This window comes from Ktedonosporobacter rubrisoli (assembly GCF_004208415.1).
In the GTDB taxonomy this organism is placed as follows: Bacteria; Chloroflexota; Ktedonobacteria; order Ktedonobacterales; family Ktedonobacteraceae; genus Ktedonosporobacter; species Ktedonosporobacter rubrisoli.
Window position 1 is genome coordinate 3,910,787 of the sequence record NZ_CP035758.1, and the last position, 17,535, is coordinate 3,928,321.

At 55.2% G+C, this 17,535-nt stretch carries 9 protein-coding genes and 1 pseudogene; 4 read left to right on the top strand and 6 right to left on the bottom strand.

The genetic code is table 11. The features are described 5' to 3' along the window. Positions 1-176 precede the first annotated feature (176 nt). The 3 genes and pseudogenes from EPA93_RS17355 to EPA93_RS17365 all read right to left on the bottom strand — a co-directional run bounded on the left by EPA93_RS17355 (position 177) and on the right by EPA93_RS17365 (position 6,265). The gene (locus EPA93_RS17355; protein ID WP_129888718.1) at positions 177-3,317 is read right to left on the bottom strand and encodes a LuxR C-terminal-related transcriptional regulator; all 3,141 of its coding nucleotides are present in this window, start codon (positions 3,315-3,317) and stop codon (positions 177-179) included. A gap of 510 nt (positions 3,318-3,827) precedes the next feature. Further along, positions 3,828-5,668, bottom strand: a pseudogene (gene asnB, locus EPA93_RS17360) (asparagine synthase (glutamine-hydrolyzing)). Between the two features lie 90 nt (positions 5,669-5,758). After that, a complete protein-coding gene (locus tag EPA93_RS17365; protein ID WP_165423207.1) occupies positions 5,759-6,265 on the bottom strand; it encodes a MarR family winged helix-turn-helix transcriptional regulator in 507 nt (168 codons plus the stop codon). A 610-nt stretch (positions 6,266-6,875) separates the two neighbouring features. On the opposite strand from EPA93_RS17365, the gene EPA93_RS17370 reads away from it, so the two are divergent. Continuing rightward, positions 6,876-7,784: an NADP-dependent oxidoreductase gene (locus EPA93_RS17370; RefSeq protein WP_129894563.1), complete on the top strand. Its 909-nt coding sequence runs from the start codon at positions 6,876-6,878 to the stop codon at positions 7,782-7,784. On the opposite strand, the gene EPA93_RS17375 is transcribed toward EPA93_RS17370, so the two are convergent. Beyond that, a complete protein-coding gene (locus EPA93_RS17375; RefSeq protein WP_129888720.1) occupies positions 7,735-7,929 on the bottom strand; it encodes a hypothetical protein in 195 nt (64 codons plus the stop codon). The two genes, EPA93_RS17370 and EPA93_RS17375, sit on opposite strands and share 50 nt — an antisense overlap. Before the next feature lie 279 nt (positions 7,930-8,208). On the opposite strand from EPA93_RS17375, the gene EPA93_RS17380 reads away from it, so the two are divergent. Then, positions 8,209-11,286, top strand: coding sequence for a winged helix-turn-helix domain-containing protein (locus EPA93_RS17380; protein WP_129888721.1), 3,078 nt, complete (start codon positions 8,209-8,211; stop codon positions 11,284-11,286). Between the two features lie 168 nt (positions 11,287-11,454). Then, entirely contained in the window at positions 11,455-12,990 is a 1,536-nt protein-coding gene (locus tag EPA93_RS17385) for an FAD-dependent monooxygenase (RefSeq protein ID WP_207229578.1), read from the top strand. A 400-nt stretch (positions 12,991-13,390) separates the two neighbouring features. Here the strand turns inward: EPA93_RS17385 and tnpA are convergent, their stop codons facing one another. After that, complete coding sequence (tnpA, locus tag EPA93_RS17395; RefSeq protein WP_129888722.1) at positions 13,391-13,795, bottom strand: IS200/IS605 family transposase; 405 nt, start codon at positions 13,793-13,795, stop codon at positions 13,391-13,393. 165 nt (positions 13,796-13,960) lie between these two features. Then, positions 13,961-16,450, bottom strand: a complete 2,490-nt coding sequence (gene fxsT / locus EPA93_RS17400; RefSeq protein WP_165423208.1) for an FxSxx-COOH system tetratricopeptide repeat protein — start codon at positions 16,448-16,450, stop codon at positions 13,961-13,963. Positions 16,451-17,226: 776 nt separating this feature from the next. Here fxsT and EPA93_RS17405 point away from each other — a divergent pair. Then, positions 17,227-17,439 (top strand): hypothetical protein, encoded by a 213-nt coding sequence (locus EPA93_RS17405; RefSeq protein WP_129888724.1) that lies wholly within the window; start codon positions 17,227-17,229, stop codon positions 17,437-17,439. Positions 17,440-17,535: the final 96 nt, after the last annotated feature.

The window sequence follows — 17,535 nt, forward strand, 5'->3', positions numbered from 1 at the left end:
CTCGCGCCGCACGAATCGTTTCTCCTCAACAACAAGATTGTCATGAAAGATCTACTCACAGTATAGGCCGTCGAGAGGCACAACGCATCGGGAGCATTCCGTAATTCTATTCCGTATCCCTACGGGCATAACCCACCGGATGGAAAGTGGTGCTACGGAGAATTCCGTAGAGGAGATCAGATGAGGTGGTGCTCGATGGCATAGCGCGTGGCAGCCACTCTGGAGGAGACGGAGATCTTGCTGTAAATCGAAGTCAGATGAGTATCGACGGTTCGGGGGCTGATGATGAGGCGTTGGGCTACCTGCTCATTGGTCAAGCCCTCTGCCACGGCGCGCAGCACCTCGACCTCTCGGGCCGTCAGCCCATCAGGATTGGATGAAGGAGAGGAGGTGGTAGAAGATAGGGGCCAATCTCCCAGCGTGGAAACAGGGAGTACCTCTAGCCCAGGTTTAGCAAGAGCTTGCTCTAGCAACATGCTGCCCCCTTCGGCCCATGCAGAGGCAAGGGCATGTTCTCCAAGTTGGGTCCGGCTCGCTGTCACAGCCTGCTGATAGGAAACACGTTCAACCGGCGGAAGGGGCGCTCCGATCTCCTCACGCAGGGCTTCTGCAGCACCCCAAAGGCGAGCTGCCCAGACATGGTTTCCTTGCGCGGCAACGGCAGCTGCTAACCCTTCCAGGCCAGGAATGATGGTCAGTTTGTCATCCAATTCGAGCGCTAGCTTCACGCCTTGCTCGTAGAGCATCTGGGAAAGGGCATAGTTTTGCTGAACAGTAGCCATCTGAGCTTTGACGTAGAGTGAGCGAACTATGCCATCCCGCTGCTTTATCTCCTGGAAGAGCGCCAGGGCTTGCTCGATATGCGAGGCGGTACCAAGCATATCACCTTCACTGAGAGCCAGCATCGCCCAGAGATGGAAGCAGTTGGCGATACGCTCTTTGTTTCCCACCTCCTTGAAGAGGGCAAAACTTTCGTCGAGCCACGGATGGACCTGCCCCGGGTTGCCTTCGGACAACCAGTACAACTGCGCCAGCTTGAAGAGCGAGAGCGCAAGGGTCCGTGTGTCACCTAGTTTCCTGCTAATCGCCACGCTCTCCATGAGCAGGTCGCGCACTCTGGTATACCTCCCTTGCACGATGGCCACTTCCCCCTGATGGTACAGCAGGTAGGCGATCGACCGGTTATCACCCAGATCTCTGAAGAGCGTCAAGGACTCTTCGCCAAGCGCGTGGGAGACTGTAAGTTCTCCTCGTGCCCAGGCAACATCTGCCAGCAAGTGGAGGCTGTTGGCAATACCTCTAATGTCTGCGCATTCTCGGTACAGGGCCAGGCTCTGCTCACAACATTCCTCCGCTCGATCAAGAGCGCCCAGAGCAATATGTAGTTGCGAAGCCGCGTACAGGGCTTTTGCCCTGACCTCCGCTGCCACCTCATGCGCGAGCATCAGGGCATGCTCCAGGAAATCACGCCCCTCACTGGCATATGCGCGCACAAACCAGAAGGAGCATAATGCTCCTCCCAGGCGCAAAGCCATGTCGTTCCCCTCCTCTATGGAAGAGGTCGCCCATTGCATAGCAGCCCGCAGATTATCATGTTCCTGTTCCAGGTGTTCCAACAAGGCCGCTTGCCGGGGACCATTCATACCCTGTTCGGCCTCTTCTGCAAGGTGTAGGAAATAGGCGGCATGCGCTTTGCACGCTGTCTTTGCTTCCCCGTGGGACTCCAGACGCTGCAGCGCATACTCACGCAGCGTCTCCAGCATCATGAAGCGTGGCTCCTCTCCCAAGTGCAGCTCCACCCGTTGCAGCAGACTTTTGTCAACGAGGGAAGAGATCCCATCGAGGATGAACGTTGATGTGCAGCCTGGCGGCGTACAGACTGCTTCGATGGCTTCCAGACTGCACCCACCCACAAAAACGGAGAGCTGCCGGAAGAGCTGTTGCTCCTGGGTATCGAGCAGCTGATAGCTCCACGCAATGGTGTTGTATAACGTCTGCTGCCGATCTGGCACATCGCGTGACGCGCTCGTCAAGAGAGAGAAGCGCTGACCCAGGCGGGCGAGCAGGGCCTGCGGCGAGAAGAGCTTCATACGAGCCGCTGCCAGCTCAATAGCCAGAGGCAGCCCATCAAGGCGAGCACATACCGAAGCTACGGCACGGGCGTTGGCATCTGTCAGGTGGAAATCGGGTTTAACTGCCCGGGCTTGCTGAAGGAAGAGCGCGACTGCCGCCTGATGCGAGAGCCTGGCGAGATCGGGTAGGTGATCAGGGTCAGGAACGGCCAGCGGTGGCACAGGAAACTCATGCTCGGCTCGTAGGTGCAGCACTTCCCGGCTCGTCACCAGGACCTTGAGCTGTGGACAGGCGGCTAGCAAGACAGCTACCTGCTCTGCCGCGCTGACCACCTGCTCGAAGTTATCAAGCAGGAGCAACATTTCTCGCGGTCGCAGTTCCTCCATCAGACGTTCCAGGAGCGCCCGGCCACTTCTTTCCCGAATGGCGAGTGTCTCGGCAATGGTTGGCACAACCAGGACAGGATCACTGATAGGAGCCAGGTTCACAAAAAACACCCCATGGGCAAACCGCTCACTCACGTCTGCAGCCATCTGCAAAGCAAGGCGAGTTTTGCCTGTTCCACCCGGGCCGGTCAGCGTTACCAGATGCACATCAGTGCGAGACAGCAGCTCTGCGAGAGCAGCCATCTCCTGCTCACGTCCCAGCAACGGCATTGGTTGGACGGGCAGATTATTCGGAAAGCTCTCCGACATGTGCAACGCAGGAAAGTCGGCGGGAAAGTCAGCGATCACCAGTTGGAAGAGGCGCATGGGGTGTCCCAGGTTCTTGAGACGATGCTCCCCCAGATCACGCAGATGCACACCCTCCGGCAGATCCTGCTCCACGAGAGCACACGTCGTCTGGGAGAGCAATATCTGTCCCCCATGCCCGGCGATCACCAGGCGTGCGGCACGTTGCACATCCAGGCCAACATAGCCTTCAGGCATCCTCTTCGGCTCGCCGGTATGCAGCCCCATGCACACTTGCGCCATCGCACCATGCGGAAAGGCATGGGAGGCGAGGGCACGTTGGGCGGTCACGGAGGCTTGGACAGCCTCGGTGGCACGGGCAAAGACAGCGAAAAAGGCCTCGCCCTGAGCGTTCACGACGATTCCATTCCACTGCCTGAATGCTACGCGCAGAATCTCTCTGATCTCCGCGAGCGTCTGAGCATAGCAATCACTCTGTTGTGTGAGCAGATGCGTAGGCCCGACAATATCAGTGAACAGCAACGTGACCGTCCCGGTTGGCAAGTTCTGCATGATCGTCCTCTCTGGGCGGCTCTAGTTGGGGCAGCCGCTTCACTTCTCAAATGGACAGCGCTTAGGCGTCGAAACGTTTCCAGGCGCTCTCTCGCTTCACCCAACTCTGGTAAGTGTATCTGAGATGGAAGAAAAATGCGAGCTTTTTCAGGCATTTCTTGGCGAATTTCCCAAATATCTTGGCGTATGGGTTACAAAGTTCAACGAAAAGAAGACTTTACGAGGTCACAACACTTTATGTGAGGAGCCTGATCCTCTGAACACGCTTGGAAGCGTGGCAGATTCTATGAAAAATAGTCAACTATTCTATTTCTCTTAAAATAAGCCAATACTCTGAATAAAGCGAGAAAATTGACAAATCTGGATAGATCTGTTATAGCGCTCAAAAATAGAGAGAAATACATATATGTACTCTCCTTCTAGTTCATCTCTATTTACTTCAGTTTTTACGTCTTTCCTCTTACCCAATTCTCATATTTGGGCACTCTATGAAAATGGGGGTAATCCCACTTAGACGACTGACACATGGTACTCTTGCAGCCAGGCATTGATCTGGATGATGCGCTCATAGAGAGAAGCGGCTCGTTGGGCCGAACCTGGGCTTTTCTCCGAAGTCAGCAGCTTAATATGATTCACACTGAGAAACGGCTGAATCGGGGCATTGGCATCGTTAAGAATCTGCAGCGCCCAGGTGCGTGCGGCCTCCAGATAGCTGGGATTCTGCGAAACCGGGTACGCGCTCTTGCGTCGAGAGAGCACATCTTCCGGCAGCACCCCGCGCATTGCCCGGCGGAGGATGCCTTTTTCGATCTCCCCCGTGCGCTTCATGGCGGAATATTCCAGACATACTCTACCAGCCGGTAATCACAAAACGGTACCCATACCTCAAAGCCTACGGCCATACTCATCCGATCTTTGCGCGCCAGCAATCTTGGCAGGAAGTGCGTCAGGTTCAGATAAAAGATTTCGCGTATCCGGGCAGCACGGCCATCTTCTCCGGTCAGACGCGGTACCTCATCCAGTCCTTGCTGGTAGATGCGCTGCAGATAGGCGACGGGATTCGCCTTCTGGACAACTTCCGAAGCAAGCCAGGCCAACGCACCGTGATTCTCAGGCGCCCTCTGATCAGCCGGACGCCTGAAGGCAATCCAGGGGAAAGTCGGGGCCGCGATGGCCTCATCCAGGTAAAACCAAGGATAACCACCAAAGATCTCATCAGCCGATTCTCCCGAAAGAGCCACCACCGCATCCTGGCGCATCGCTTTGCACAAGAGGTAGAGCGAGACTTGCCCCTGTCCACTCGCTGGCAAGTCATGCGCGCGCATGGGTACCAGCATCTGTTCAAGCAGCTGCGGCGTATCCACGACTACGGAATGATGCTGGCTGTGAACGTGCTCGGAAACCCGCTGTACCCAGGGAGCATCCAGACTGGGACGAAGCGCATTGCCCTCGAAATGCTGCGCGCTGCCCACAAAATTAATGGAGTAGGTCTGCAGCTGGCGCCCCTCACGCTGGAATTCCTGGCTAGCCAGCGCGGTCAGCACACTCGAATCGAGCCCCCCGGAGAGCATCGTGACCACCGGGACATCGGCGATGAGTTGCCGTCTGACTGTATCTTCAAGCAGGGAGCGGATTTTAGCACAGGTTGTTTCGAGGTCATCGGTGTGAGGCGCACTGCGCAGGCTCCAATAGCGGCTGACTTGGCTGCTTTGCGGTGTAAAGGTGGCAAAATGAGCCGGGCGCAGTACATGGATGCCACGAAACACGCCAGAGCCTGGAGCGCGCTGGAAGCCGAATACCTCGGCCAGACCTCGCTCATCGATCTCCGGGCGAATCAGGGGATGAGCCAGAACTACCTTCAATTCAGGGCCAAATAGGATCGCACTGCCCCGCTGGGCGTAGAACAGCGGTTTGACTCCAAGATGATCACGTGCGAGCAATAACTGTTGTTTCTGCTCATCCCAGAGGCCAAAGGCAAAGATGCCGTTCAACCGGCGTACACACTCTTCGCCCCATTCGAGATAGGCATGCAGCAGCACCTCGGTATCGGAGTGGGTGCGAAAGTGGTGCCCACAGCTCTGTAACTCGCTGCGCAGCTCGCGGAAGTTGTAGAGTTCGCCATTGTAGGTCAGGGCGTAGATGTGCTGGTGCTCCTGATAGAGCATCGGTTGCTTACCGCCCTCTGGATCAATAACACATAACCGATAGTGGGCTAGCGCGGCCCGTGGCGAAACCCAGCTTCCCTGGGCATCTGGCCCACGATGGCAGAGGGTATGCGCCATACGTTCAATCAGCGCACGTTGGTCAGACAGGTCCTGGATCCAATCGACCCATCCAGCAATTCCACACATGAAATTTCATCCTTTCTACTTGGAGAGAAGGGCGACTCCAGGTGAGGAAGGCCGCTCCAATCTCCAGCAAAACAATGCCATACTCTGACGTTACTCCACCTCCTCATGCAACAGGGCCCGCAGAGCAGCAGAGGCAGCAAACAACGTATGATCAGCAGCAAAAGGCAAAACCACCTCAGCTAACAGATGAGCCAATTGCTGACATTTGTCAGTTCCCAGGTGGCGCAACTGCTGAGCCAGGGGACTATCTTCCGCGAGCTTTGGAATACTGGCCAGCAGCGCTTGTCCCTCATCGGTCAACACAAGCGGGATGCGCCGCCGATCAGTTGGATCAGGAATGCGCTTGAGAACTCCCCGCCGTTCCAATTGATCAACGGTGGGCAGTAACGTGGAGGGATCGAGAAGCAGAAAACGGCTCAGTTCAGCCAGCGTCAAGGGGTGCGGTCTAAGTGCGCGCAGAATGAGATACTGGCCAGGGCGCAGATCCACGCCGGACCGCTCAAGCCGTTGCACCAGTTCTTGCCTGGCAACCTTGTGGAGAAGCCCACAGAGTAATTCCAGCTCGTAAGTGATTGCGGCATAATTTGGCGTATCCACAACACTCTCCTTCACAAAATATTGCGAAATCAAATGATTTGTATCCAAATAATAGCATTCCCAATGAATAGCGTCAAGATCAACTGCTTTTCTGGAGAATCAAGAAACCATGATCTTAGCAAAAGGGAAAGAGCAGATCATTCTTATTAGGGCCATCTTATGAGGGTGCCAGGGTCTTTTGCCCTCGGTACTGATAATTTGCAGCAGGTTCCTCTGCCAGCTGAAACAACAAGTGCCATGCCCTACATATCCTTGGCAAGCTGAGTGCCACCAATGCGTTCAGGCGCTGATACAGGCACGCAAACTTAACTTGCTCTCACCACATGTGAAATATACTCCCTGAAATACTCCTCTGGGAGTTTGACGACCAAATGTCACAACGCTATACTTGCGAGAGGAGAGAGAGACAAGAAGGTGTGAACCTCATATCCTTCTCTTCTTCATTAAGGCCTTCGAGTATTAGACCTGAAGACGTTTCTGGAGAGATGAGCTTGTTTGATCTGTAAAGCGCGATGCGCCGCGAATGAAGAAGAAAACTAAAATCCACAAGGATATTTGGTGTGTTTTTCTCCCGATCAAGTTTGGAATTTATACCGAAGTGAGAAATATGATGAAAGCAGCGCAATTCAGCCAATTCGGGGGTCCCGAGGTCCTTGAGATCGTTGATCTTCCCGACCCGCATCCTGGTCCCGGCCAGGTCCGAATCGTCGTACACGCAGCCGGCATCAACGCGACCGAGTGGAAGCTGCGCAAGGGTCTGTTGAGCTTCGGCGCGGGGCTGCCGCAGACGACGGGGCGCGACGTCGCTGGCGTCGTCGACGAGGTTGGAGAAGGTGTTACAGATGTTGCTGTCGGCGACCGGGTATTTGGTGTCTCCGATGATGGCGCCGGAGCGGCCGAACTGGCGCTCCTAACCTATCGGGCACCGATTCCGCCGTCCCTCGGTTTCGTCGATGCCGCCGGCCTCCCCGTCGCGCTCGAAACGGCCACGCGCAGTCTGGACGCACTTAGCGTCGGCCGTGGAATCACCCTGCTCATCAACGGTGCCGCAGGTGGGATCGGCAGCACCGCCGTTCAACTCGCCGTCGCCCGTGGCACGCGCGTGATTGGCACCGCCAGTACCGCCAATCATGACTACCTTCGACTCCTCGGCGCAGAGCCCGTGACGTACGGCGAAGGCATGGCCGAACGCGTCAGCACCCTCGCGCCTGATGGCGTCGACGTCGCGCTCGACGTCGCTGGAAGTGGCGTACTACCCGAGCTGATCGATCTCGCTGGCTGCTCGCAGAACGTGGTTACACTCGCCGACATCGATGGAGCAAAACAGCACGGGGTACGTTTTAGCAACGGCTTTCAAGGCCACGCCTTTCACGCGCTTACCGAAATAGGAGCGCTCATAGAAGCCGGGCGCTTTTGGCTTCCCGTCGAGCGAACCTACCCCCTCGACGAGATCTCGGAAGCGCACCGCGTTAGTGAGTATGGGCACGTTCGAGGCAGGCTAGTGCTGATAATCGGCTAAAGGCCGCGCTTCCGGTCTCATAGCCGATGAAGTCATCGCAAGTATCGACAACTACGTATGCAACTGCATAGTTGGGACGACGCGGTACAAATGGGCTTAAGCCAAAGGACGTGGCAATCATCTCGTCACCCAGGTAACTGAGCATCCTGCTGTCCTTGCTATCTACCAATTGTGGGTCACAAAATTATCGTGGGTCCTCTAGACGCTAATATCGGCATCGGGAAGTAAAGAGTCTTCACGGGCTTTGTACTGCCACTGCGCGTGATCCAGATATCGCTCGAACGCAAGCCCTTGCGCAGTGCGGAAAGGGCTCACAATTCGGAGGCATGCCGATCAATGATTTTTCTCTTGAGCAGCGCTGGCTTCTCTGCTATACTCCACACTGGGCAATGTTGGGGAATTACCCAGTATTTAACAGGAACCTATGCCAAAGGAAACTGTATATAGTATTGTCTGGTCTGCGAAGGAAGATCTCTACGAGCTACACATTCCAGGAGACCATCAGGTATGGACACGCGAGGATGAGCGCTGGTTCTCCTGGCTCAAGCAATGTCCTTCCTTCGCTTTTCAGGGTCGATCTGGCCATATCACCCTCCTCAAGGAGCGGCGGCGCTATGGGGAGGGCTACTGGTATGCCTATCGCACCAGCCATAGACGTACGACGAAAAAATATGCCGGGCGCTCCGAGCATCTAACCTTCGCGCGTTTAGAGATGCTCGCCTCTGCTCTGGGAACCGGCGTCTCCCCTTTTCCTCAAGCAGTGGGACAGACCGCTGAGTCCACGCAGTCAGGTAGTTCCATGCTCATCCCCAAAATCCAGGCGCCCCGCCTGCAGAGTACTCATATCTCTCGCGAGCACTTACTGGCCCGCGTGGACGAGGGTCTTACGCGCCAGCTCACCCTACTCTGCGCCCCTGCTGGCTCTGGCAAGACGACCCTGCTGAGCCAGTGGCTTGCCTCCCGCGCTTCCTCCACTGGCACATCGGAACCTGTGGCCTGGCTCACCCTGGACGCAAGCGATAACGATCCCATGCGTTTCTGGAGCTATCTTATCGCGGCCTGTCGGATCGCCAAGGCAGATTTTGGCCAGGCCGCGCTGACTCAACTGCAGAAACGCTGGCAACCATCCGTTGAACCAGCTTCCCTTGAGGGCGTTGTGACAACTTTTCTCAATGAACTGGCCAGTAGCAGTAAGCAACATATCCTGATCCTTGAAGATTATCATCTGATTACCGAAGCCAGAGTTCACGAAACACTCAGTTTTTTACTCGCTCATCAGCCAACCACCCTCCACCTGGTCATAAGCGCACGTAGCGAGCCAGCGCTGCCCTTACCCAGGCTGCGTGCACGCAATGAGTTGAGTGAGATCCGCGCAAATGATCTGCGCTTCTCTCTGCAAGAGACGCGAGAATTCCTGCGCGTGGCCCGCGCGCCGCACCTTTCTGCAGAACATCTGCTCTATCTTGATACCCGCTTACAGGGATGGGCTGCCGGTCTGCGCCTGGCCGCCCTTACCCTGCAAAAATATACTTCCGGACAGGAGGTAGGGCAGCTTCTGGCGGCACTCACCGGTAGCCATCGGCCGGTGCTGGACTATTTTATGGTAGAGGTCTTTGAGGCACAGCCTCCCGCTCTTCAGCATTTTCTGCTCCTGACGAGCGGACTCAAACAGCTGACGGCCTCTCTCTGCAATGCCGTGACGGACAGAAGCGATAGTGAACGTGTGCTGCATGCCCTGGAACTAGCGAACCTTTTTCTTGAACCGTCCGGGGGAAGCGAACGCTGGTACCGTTACCATCCACTCTTTGCCGAGGCTCTCCAGTACGAGGCACGTCAACGTCTGGGAGAAGAGGAGGCGCGGTCCGTTCTGTGCCGGGCCAGTCTATGGTATGAGCAGCAGGGACAATGGCCGGAGGCCGTCGAAAAAGCATTACAGGCACAGGATAACACACGAGCAGCACAACTGCTTGAACTGATCTGCGAACTCTCCTCTGTACCACCCACCGGCGACTTATCTATCCTAACGCATTGGTTTGAGCAATTGCCAGCCGCCACATTCCAGCAGCGCCCGCACCTCTGCCTCTATTACGCCACAGCCCTATTGTATTCCCAAAACGGCGCGCCCTTGTCGCCATCTCTGCTGGTTCAGATTGAACATCTGCTCCTGCTGGCGAAAGAGGGCCTGAGCGGAACGGGCGAGAGGCGCGAACAGGGACGGCTCTTTGCCATGCGTGGTCTGCTGGCCTGGCGCCAGCAGGACATCAGAGAGGCCCAGACCTTTTCCGAGCGGGCCCTGTCCTGCCTAGAAGAAGACGATTCCTGGTATAGCATCAGCTTGAATGTAATTGGACAGATCGCATTCCTGGCCGGGCACCTGGATCCTGCGCGCCAGTGCTTCCTCGCGGTGCTAGCGCGATGTGCGTCCAGCAGCAATCAGACACTCAAACGGGCAATGATCGGACGGTTAAGCATGATCAGTGTCGAGCAAGGCGATCTGTACCAGGCAGCATCCTCCATGCACAAGATGCTGGCTGAGGCTAGCCAGCAGAAGGACCTTGACGATATGTGCCTGACACACCTGGGGCTGGCATGGCTCTCCTACCTCTGGAATAAACTACCAGAGGCAGAACAACAGGCACGGGAGGCGCTCCGCATTGGCGAGCTGCTGTTCCTGCTCTCACGCCGCATCAACGCACAATTGCTGCTGGTGCTCATCCAACACGCGCAAGGTCAACATAACGCCACGCAACAGTGTGCCGATCTCATACAACAGTTTCAGGAATACGAAGCACCTCAGCTTTACCGCGAGCTCGCTTTCTGGCAGGCCTCCCTTTGTTTCCTTGACGGCGATCTCTCTGCTGTTCAACGTTGGAACGATCTTCGTTCACAGCGTTTGGCAAGACCATCGCTCGCCCTATACGAACGGGAAGAGCTGCTGCTGGCCCGCTTTCTGCTGACCAGTGATAGGCAGACTGAGGCGTTGGAGCTCCTAGAGCCCTTGCTAAGAGACGCCCGAGCAGCAAAGCGTGCACAAAGCATCATAGAGCTTCAGATCGTCATGGCCTGCGCGCACGCTCGCGCAGAACAGATGCACGAAGCGCAAGTTGCCCTGCATGAGGCTCTGGAACTGGCGCGCGCTGGGAAATATATCCGTCCGTTCCTGGATAAAGGGGAAGTCATGGCTCACCTGCTGCGCGTGGCCTTCACCCAGGTCCGCGAAAAGTCTCTCCAGGCCTACCTTCAGACCCTGCTGAGCGCATACGTTCGGAAACCATCGACCTCTCATTTCCTGGCAACTAGCCTGTCTGGCAACTCCCTCACCTCCAAGGAGCTTCAGGTCTTACGCCTCCTGTCCGCTGGATACTCCAATCCCGCCATTGCCCATGAACTCGTTGTCTCTGTTCACACTGTTCGTACCCAGGTCCGAAGTATTTATAGCAAACTCAACGTGCATAATCGCCTCCAGGCAAGTGAGCTTGCGCGCCTGTTACACCTCCTGTAGTAAGCCAAAAATCATCCACCATATCACGCAGTTGAGCGATGTGCCAGCCCTGCTTCATGCGCTACACTCCATAGGGAACAGGGGAAGGATCTGCATGATCGGTTGAAACGGCCTGCACCACTCTCCCCCTTTTTTAGAAGCGCCATAAAATGAAAGGAAGTCCTCTCTATGATTTCATCCAATAGAAGCGATCCTGAACAGAGAATGGATACAGATGTCATAATTGTAGGAGCAGGCCCCGTTGGCCTGTTCCTCGCGAATGAACTGGGCTTGGCTGGCGTGCGCGCAGTGGTCCTGGAAAAACTGTCCAAACGCAGCGGACAATCGAAGGCAGGCGGGGTACAGCCACGCACGGCGGAGGTTCTGGATCTGCGCGGCCTGCTTTCGGAGCTTAAGAAGCAGGCGCTGCCTCGCGAGGCGATTGGTGGTCATTTCGCCGGATTGCCGGTCCCGTTGGATTGTCGTCCCTGGAACACACGCTATCCTTTCCCGCTGTCAATTCCCCAGGGGCGGATAGAAGCGTTTCTCGAAGAGAAACTGACCAGGTATGCCATTCCGCTCCGGTGGGGACAGACAATCATCGGCCTGGAGCAGGACGAGTCGGGCGTGACGGCCCTCGTTAGCGGGCCAGCTGGCGAGACGCACCTGCGAGCACGCTATCTAGTTGGCTGTGATGGTGGTCATAGCATGGTACGTAAGCTCGTCGGCGTCGATTTTCCCGGTCGAGATGGCAAGTTCTCCATGGTCGTGGCCGATGTAAGGCTCGCCGGAGGAACAGGCAAAGTACCCACGCACACCAAACATTTCAGCGAGCATATTCAGCATAATGAAAATGTTATAGGTATCCTTTCCCCGCTCGGCGACGGCGTTAGCCGCCTGATGTTTGGCGGACCCGAACAGCAAGTGCTTGCGCGCGACGCACCGATCACTGAAACTGAGGTACGCACTGCTTTGCGTGCCTCCTATGGTTCCAATATCGAGTTGCAAGAAATCCTGTGGGCGTCCCGCTTCAGCGACGCATCGCGGCAGGTTGAGCACTACCAGGTAGGCAGGGTCTTCCTCGCAGGCGATGCCGCTCATATCCATCTTCCCACCGGCGGCCAGGGTCTCAACCTGGGCCTCCAGGACGCATTCAATCTTGGCTGGAAACTGGCCGCGCAGGTGCAAGGCAAAGCACCCGCTGGGCTCCTGGAGAGCTATCACACAGAGCGCCACCCCATAGGAGCCCGAGTACTCCAAAACACCCGCGCGCAGGGCCTGTTGATGATGCTCCAGGGCGACGAGGACGGGTCCGCCCTGCGCGGACTTTTCATTGACCTGATGCGCCTCTCAGAGGCTAACCGCTACCTTTCGGGCATGATCTCCGGTCTCGATGTACAGTATGCTATGCCGGGCGCAGACTCTTCGGAGTTGATTGGCCGGCGTATGCTCGATCTGGATCTGTACTCCCCAACCGGTCAGACTCGCGTCAGCCAGTTATTGCATGCTGGTCGCGGCCTGCTTCTCGACTTGGGTAACCACGACGATCTGGCCGCCGTCGTGGCCAAGTGGTCAGCGCAAGTAGATTATATACAGGCCAGCACACCCGCTGGTTTTGTTGGCAGCGCCGTCCTGGTCCGCCCTGACGGCTACATTTGCTGGGCTGAAGAAAACACCAGCCCCGACGTCGAGACTGCCCTATGCACCTGGTTTGGTTCGTGCTAGCTCCAACTTAGCATTCAGGACTGCTGCTCAGTTGATGTATCGGCCTTTTCCTAAGCAATGTCATCACACCAGATCCCATCTCCTCCACGGAGCTGTGTTTCCCTTGTTATTCATCTTTCGTGACGACTCCACCACGGCTCAAGCCCGGGGCTTCTCAGGGGCACGTCCCCTGAAGGCTCCGTCCGAGCCCGGGTCTTCTTGAATGGATGTTCTTGTACTCCTCTCGAAGCTCCTTGATCTCAGGAAGTTGCATGGCCTGTTGATTGTAGGTGGTTCCTTTGCCAGTGTACGTGTAGATTTCCTGGCGGCGGCATTGGAGAGTTCGCGGCAGCGTGAGAGCGTCCGCTACAAGTGCTCAATTTGCTTCTTGGTAGGATAGAGCCCGAATTTGTAGGGTTTCTTAGACGTGCTTTTGCTCCTCAACGTACTGCTTCATGGCCGAGAGAGGAGCAGCACCCACCGTACTCACAAAATAGGAATTGGTCCACAGTGTTGGCAATTTCTGTTTGAGCATGGGAAATTCTCGCCGCCAAAGACGAGAGGATCGACCTTTAAGCAACTTGACCAGCCGATGAATGCCAAATTGAGGGTCACACTCAATGAGGATATGGACGTGATCAGGCATGACTTCTAAACTCAGAATATCGGCCTCAAACTCTTGTGTCACTTCCGCTATGATTTGTTTCAAACGTTCTGCCACCTGTTCGATTAACACTTTCCGGCGATATTTTGGGCAGAACACGACATGATATTTGCAGGAGTAGTACACGTTTCTCTGCGATTTGTAGCGTATGGCGGTTTTCATAGAAACAGTATTTTATGATCTATCTATTGTCAAGAAGGAGGATGAACCCACTTCCCAGCCGGCCCATAAGGAACAGCCCTGCTCTCCCTACGTCTGAAGCTGAGGGTTTCACGGGCCGGTTTGATAAATAAATGTATAGGAGATGGATAACAAGGGTCTGCATATTTAACTCAAGTGGCGATAGTCGTCGCGAATCCTTCTGGTTATAGGGTGCGTTGCCCCCAACTGCTGCTCACTGATGGCCAATGCCCGTTGATACAACGGCTCGGCTTGTTCATATTGCTCCTGATCTCGATATCCTTTTGCCAGCCCACTCAGCGTTTGGGCCACCTCAGGATGAGTTGGGCCTAGATGGTGTTCTTGAATGCTTAAGGCTCGTTGGTACAATGGCTCCGCCTCTTCAAACTTTTTCTGCTTCTGAAACAGGGTTGCCAGACCGTGGAGGGTTTCAGCAATATGTGGGTGTTCATCTCCCAACTGCTGTTCTTGAATGCTTAAGGCTCGTTGGTACAATGGCTCCGCCTGCTCATACCTGCCTTGATCCCGATACGTCGTCGCCAGATTGCTCAACGTGGAAGCTGTCTGCGGATTCTCTGGTCCCAACTGTTGTTCGCGCATGCGTAAGGCTCGTTGGTGCAATGACTCTGCTTTCTCATACCTGCCTTGATCCCGATACATCGTCGCCAGATTGCTGAGTGTAATCGCCAGTCTTAAGTGCTCAGGTCCCAACTGCTGTTCTTGAATGCGCAACACTTGTATCCATAAGGCTTCGGCTGTCTCATACTTTCCCTGCGTATAGTATAAGTTTGCCAAATTAATGAGGGTATCCGCGATCCTGAGGTGAGATGATCCCAGCTGTTGTTCTTCAATGTGTAAGACTCGTTGGTAGAGGGGTTCGGCTGCTTCGTACTTTCCCTGTGTATAGCAGACAAGAGCCAGATTGTTGAGAGCTTCGGCGGTCTTGAGATGGGTGGGTCCCAAATGCTGTTCCTTCAACCGAAGAACTCGCTCTAAGAGTGTCTCGGCATTTGCGTACTTACCTTGTCTCCACAACAGCTGTGCTCGTTGCTGCAGCCGCGCAATCAAGCTGGTTCGGTCAAGGCTCTGTTGCTGCTCCGCCAGCTTTACTGCCTGTTCCACCAGTGGATCAGCCTCACGATAGCGTCCCCGTGCCAGCAGATATCCCCCAGTCTTATAAAGGAGCTCACCAGACTCAGGCAGATCACTACAGTTTGCTTCAATCAACGGGAGGCAAGCCAGGGCCTGGGCCAGGAAGCGCTCACATTGGACCCAGACGCCAAACTGTTCATGAGTCCAGTTCCCAGACTGGCTCTCAGGAAAGGCGGCATTAACCATACGGATGACACGCTGGCTCCATAGGCGTGCTGAGGCTGGTTCCATCTTGTCGACGAGCACAGCTTGTACCAGCCGATGCAGCGAGAGGGTTCGTGTTGTAGGAGAACGAGTCACCAGTGAGGCACGACGCAAAGCTGCCAGAGCCAGATCAAACTGATACGGATCTGCCACGAACGAAGCCAATTCTGGCCCCAGATGAGATGCTCCAGCTACCAACATCTCTTCTGGAATAGCCTCTGGATGCAAGAAAGCACACAGGTGCAAGAGACCCTCTGCCGCTGAGTGCTCCCCGGTGATACGCTGGACTGAGAGCGAAAGGGTGGTACTCACAGAATCAGGATGAGTTCCACAATGCAGACCTCGGTATGCTAAGACGTGCTTGCGGTGGCTCTGATAGCGCGAGAGGTATTCAGATACACTACATCCCGTTTCTTCCAGGTAGGCCCCGGCCTGATCGAGTGCAAGAGGTAATCCCTGCAGCAGCCCCACAAGTTCACTTGCACTTTCTTCTGCTGGGACAGAAAGTGCTCTTTCCTCTGCAAGAGCAATGCCTGCGGTGGCTCCTTCAAGCTGCCTGCTGCGACGAAGCAGCAGGGCAATGCCCTCCTCGTTGTTCATCAGAGGTACTTCCAGCGGCTCGGCCAGAGGACCCAGCGCTTGGCGTCGAGTGGTGAGCAGAAGCGCCCCTACGCGCTGGGGTGGTAAGACCATTTGGAGGAGATCCAACTCTTCTATATTATCAGCGATGAGCAACCATCCTGGGTGGGAGGCAAGCCATTGCTGGACCGCTCCTACCATCTGGGCTTGCTGCGCCACCTTTCGTTGGGGAAGTTGCAACTGGTCCGCCACCTGCAGCAGACTCCTCATGAGGCTCTCCTGGGTCTCCGCCTCCAGCCAGAAGACGGCGCAATAGGCTGACGCAAAGCGGTAGGTATATTCTATTGCCACCTGCGTCTTGCCAATCCCTGCCAGTCCCCAGAGCGCTAGCGGCTGCTCGACGGTGAGCCGGCTCGCTAAGGTGCGCAAGATCTGCTCGCGGCCAATAAAGAAGGGATAACGGGGAAACGGAACCGTCCAGAACCGAGCAAGAGGTACACGAGGCTTAAGCTCCTCAAAGAACTCCTCAGGAGGCAGATCGAAGAAACTAGCAAGTTGCTGCTGAGCAAAGGAGCGAGGAATCGCCAGATCATGCTCCCAACGTCTAATCGCTTTTGAGGAGAAACCCAGGGCCTCTGCCAGGGCTTCCTGCGTCAGATGGCGTCGCTGCCGTTCCTGACGCAAACGTGATCCAAAACTCATACCCTCTTTGTGCCTTTCCTGCATGTCCCTGGGAAAGTGGAAACATCCTTGATGACTGAGTGTTGATCTGCAAACTGAAGTAGAAACTGAGCGCGTAGAACAACAGAGAACCTGAAAGAGTATAGCATACCTGCTTGCAGGAGACAAGAAGGCAGTATAGCAAGGTGTGCATACGCGTAAAAATGATCAGTATTCAGTTGGTATTCCTATTTTAAAGAATTAAGTTAATATGGCGACAAATCGGACAAGTAACGAGCTTGCAGTGAGGAGTACATTGCCGAGCTCGTCCTGGCTTTTCATAGGAACATTGCTCTTACGAGAACCTCAAGCTCTTCTCGCCCCATGCTCAGTTGCCCGTTCTGGCGCTCCCCGCCAAGCGCACAAAGCAATTGCTTTGTTCTGGTTCTATTTTTACAGCAAAACCATATGAGGAAAGAGGAAGAAGCAAAAGTCCGGTAAAAAGTCCGGGGATCGTCCTGGGCAAATCAGACCTCTCCAGGTATCCTTTTCTTAGGAAACGCTCTGGTCACATCCGGTACGTCGCGAGACGGTACGCCTGTTTCTCAGCGCTTCATGTTAGCCATAGGGTCAACAAGAACTATTCCTCTCTCATAGTGGCTCAGGGAAGAAAAAGGGACAAAGAGAGGAAAAGGTGTGCCATCTCTCACAGCCGACATTTTAACCAGAGGTATACAGACGCATGATCCAACGATAGGAGGAAGTCATCTTCTCTCCTCGAAATTCGGCTCATGCATATTCCTGGAAAAGGAGAAATCATGGCAAAATATGTGAAGACCCTTGTCGTCGTCCTGGCATGCACAAGCGCTCTCATCTGCGTACTGGCACTGGGAGCTTTTGCTGCTCCAAACGTGAATCCCGCTGGAACGCGTGTCACCTTCATTGGACAAAGCAATCCGAATACCAAGGATCAAAGCAGTCCGAATACCAGAGGTGGCGGCACATCTTTGGATCTCGGTGTAGAGTACTAAGCTGCGGCAAAACATGACGGTAGGATGCTCGAATTGATACAGCTAGAGCTGTCCATACCCATCGGCCAATCTGATAGGTGAAGGCCCAGGACGAAG

Bases quoted from the DNA above. Each gene is read 5' to 3' on its own strand.
- EPA93_RS17380 (WP_129888721.1), top strand. From the start codon at position 8,209: ATGCCAAAGGAAACTGTATATAGTATTGTCTGGTCTGCGAAGGAAGAT.
- EPA93_RS17375 (WP_129888720.1), bottom strand. From the start codon at position 7,929: ATGCTCAGTTACCTGGGTGACGAGATGATTGCCACGTCCTTTGGCTTA.
- tnpA (WP_129888722.1), bottom strand. From the start codon at position 13,795: ATGAAAACCGCCATACGCTACAAATCGCAGAGAAACGTGTACTACTCC.
- EPA93_RS17405 (WP_129888724.1), top strand. From the start codon at position 17,227: ATGGCAAAATATGTGAAGACCCTTGTCGTCGTCCTGGCATGCACAAGC.
- EPA93_RS17385 (WP_207229578.1), top strand. From the start codon at position 11,455: ATGATTTCATCCAATAGAAGCGATCCTGAACAGAGAATGGATACAGAT.
- fxsT (WP_165423208.1), bottom strand. From the start codon at position 16,450: ATGAGTTTTGGATCACGTTTGCGTCAGGAACGGCAGCGACGCCATCTG.
- EPA93_RS17370 (WP_129894563.1), top strand. From the start codon at position 6,876: ATGAAAGCAGCGCAATTCAGCCAATTCGGGGGTCCCGAGGTCCTTGAG.
- EPA93_RS17355 (WP_129888718.1), bottom strand. From the start codon at position 3,317: ATGCAGAACTTGCCAACCGGGACGGTCACGTTGCTGTTCACTGATATT.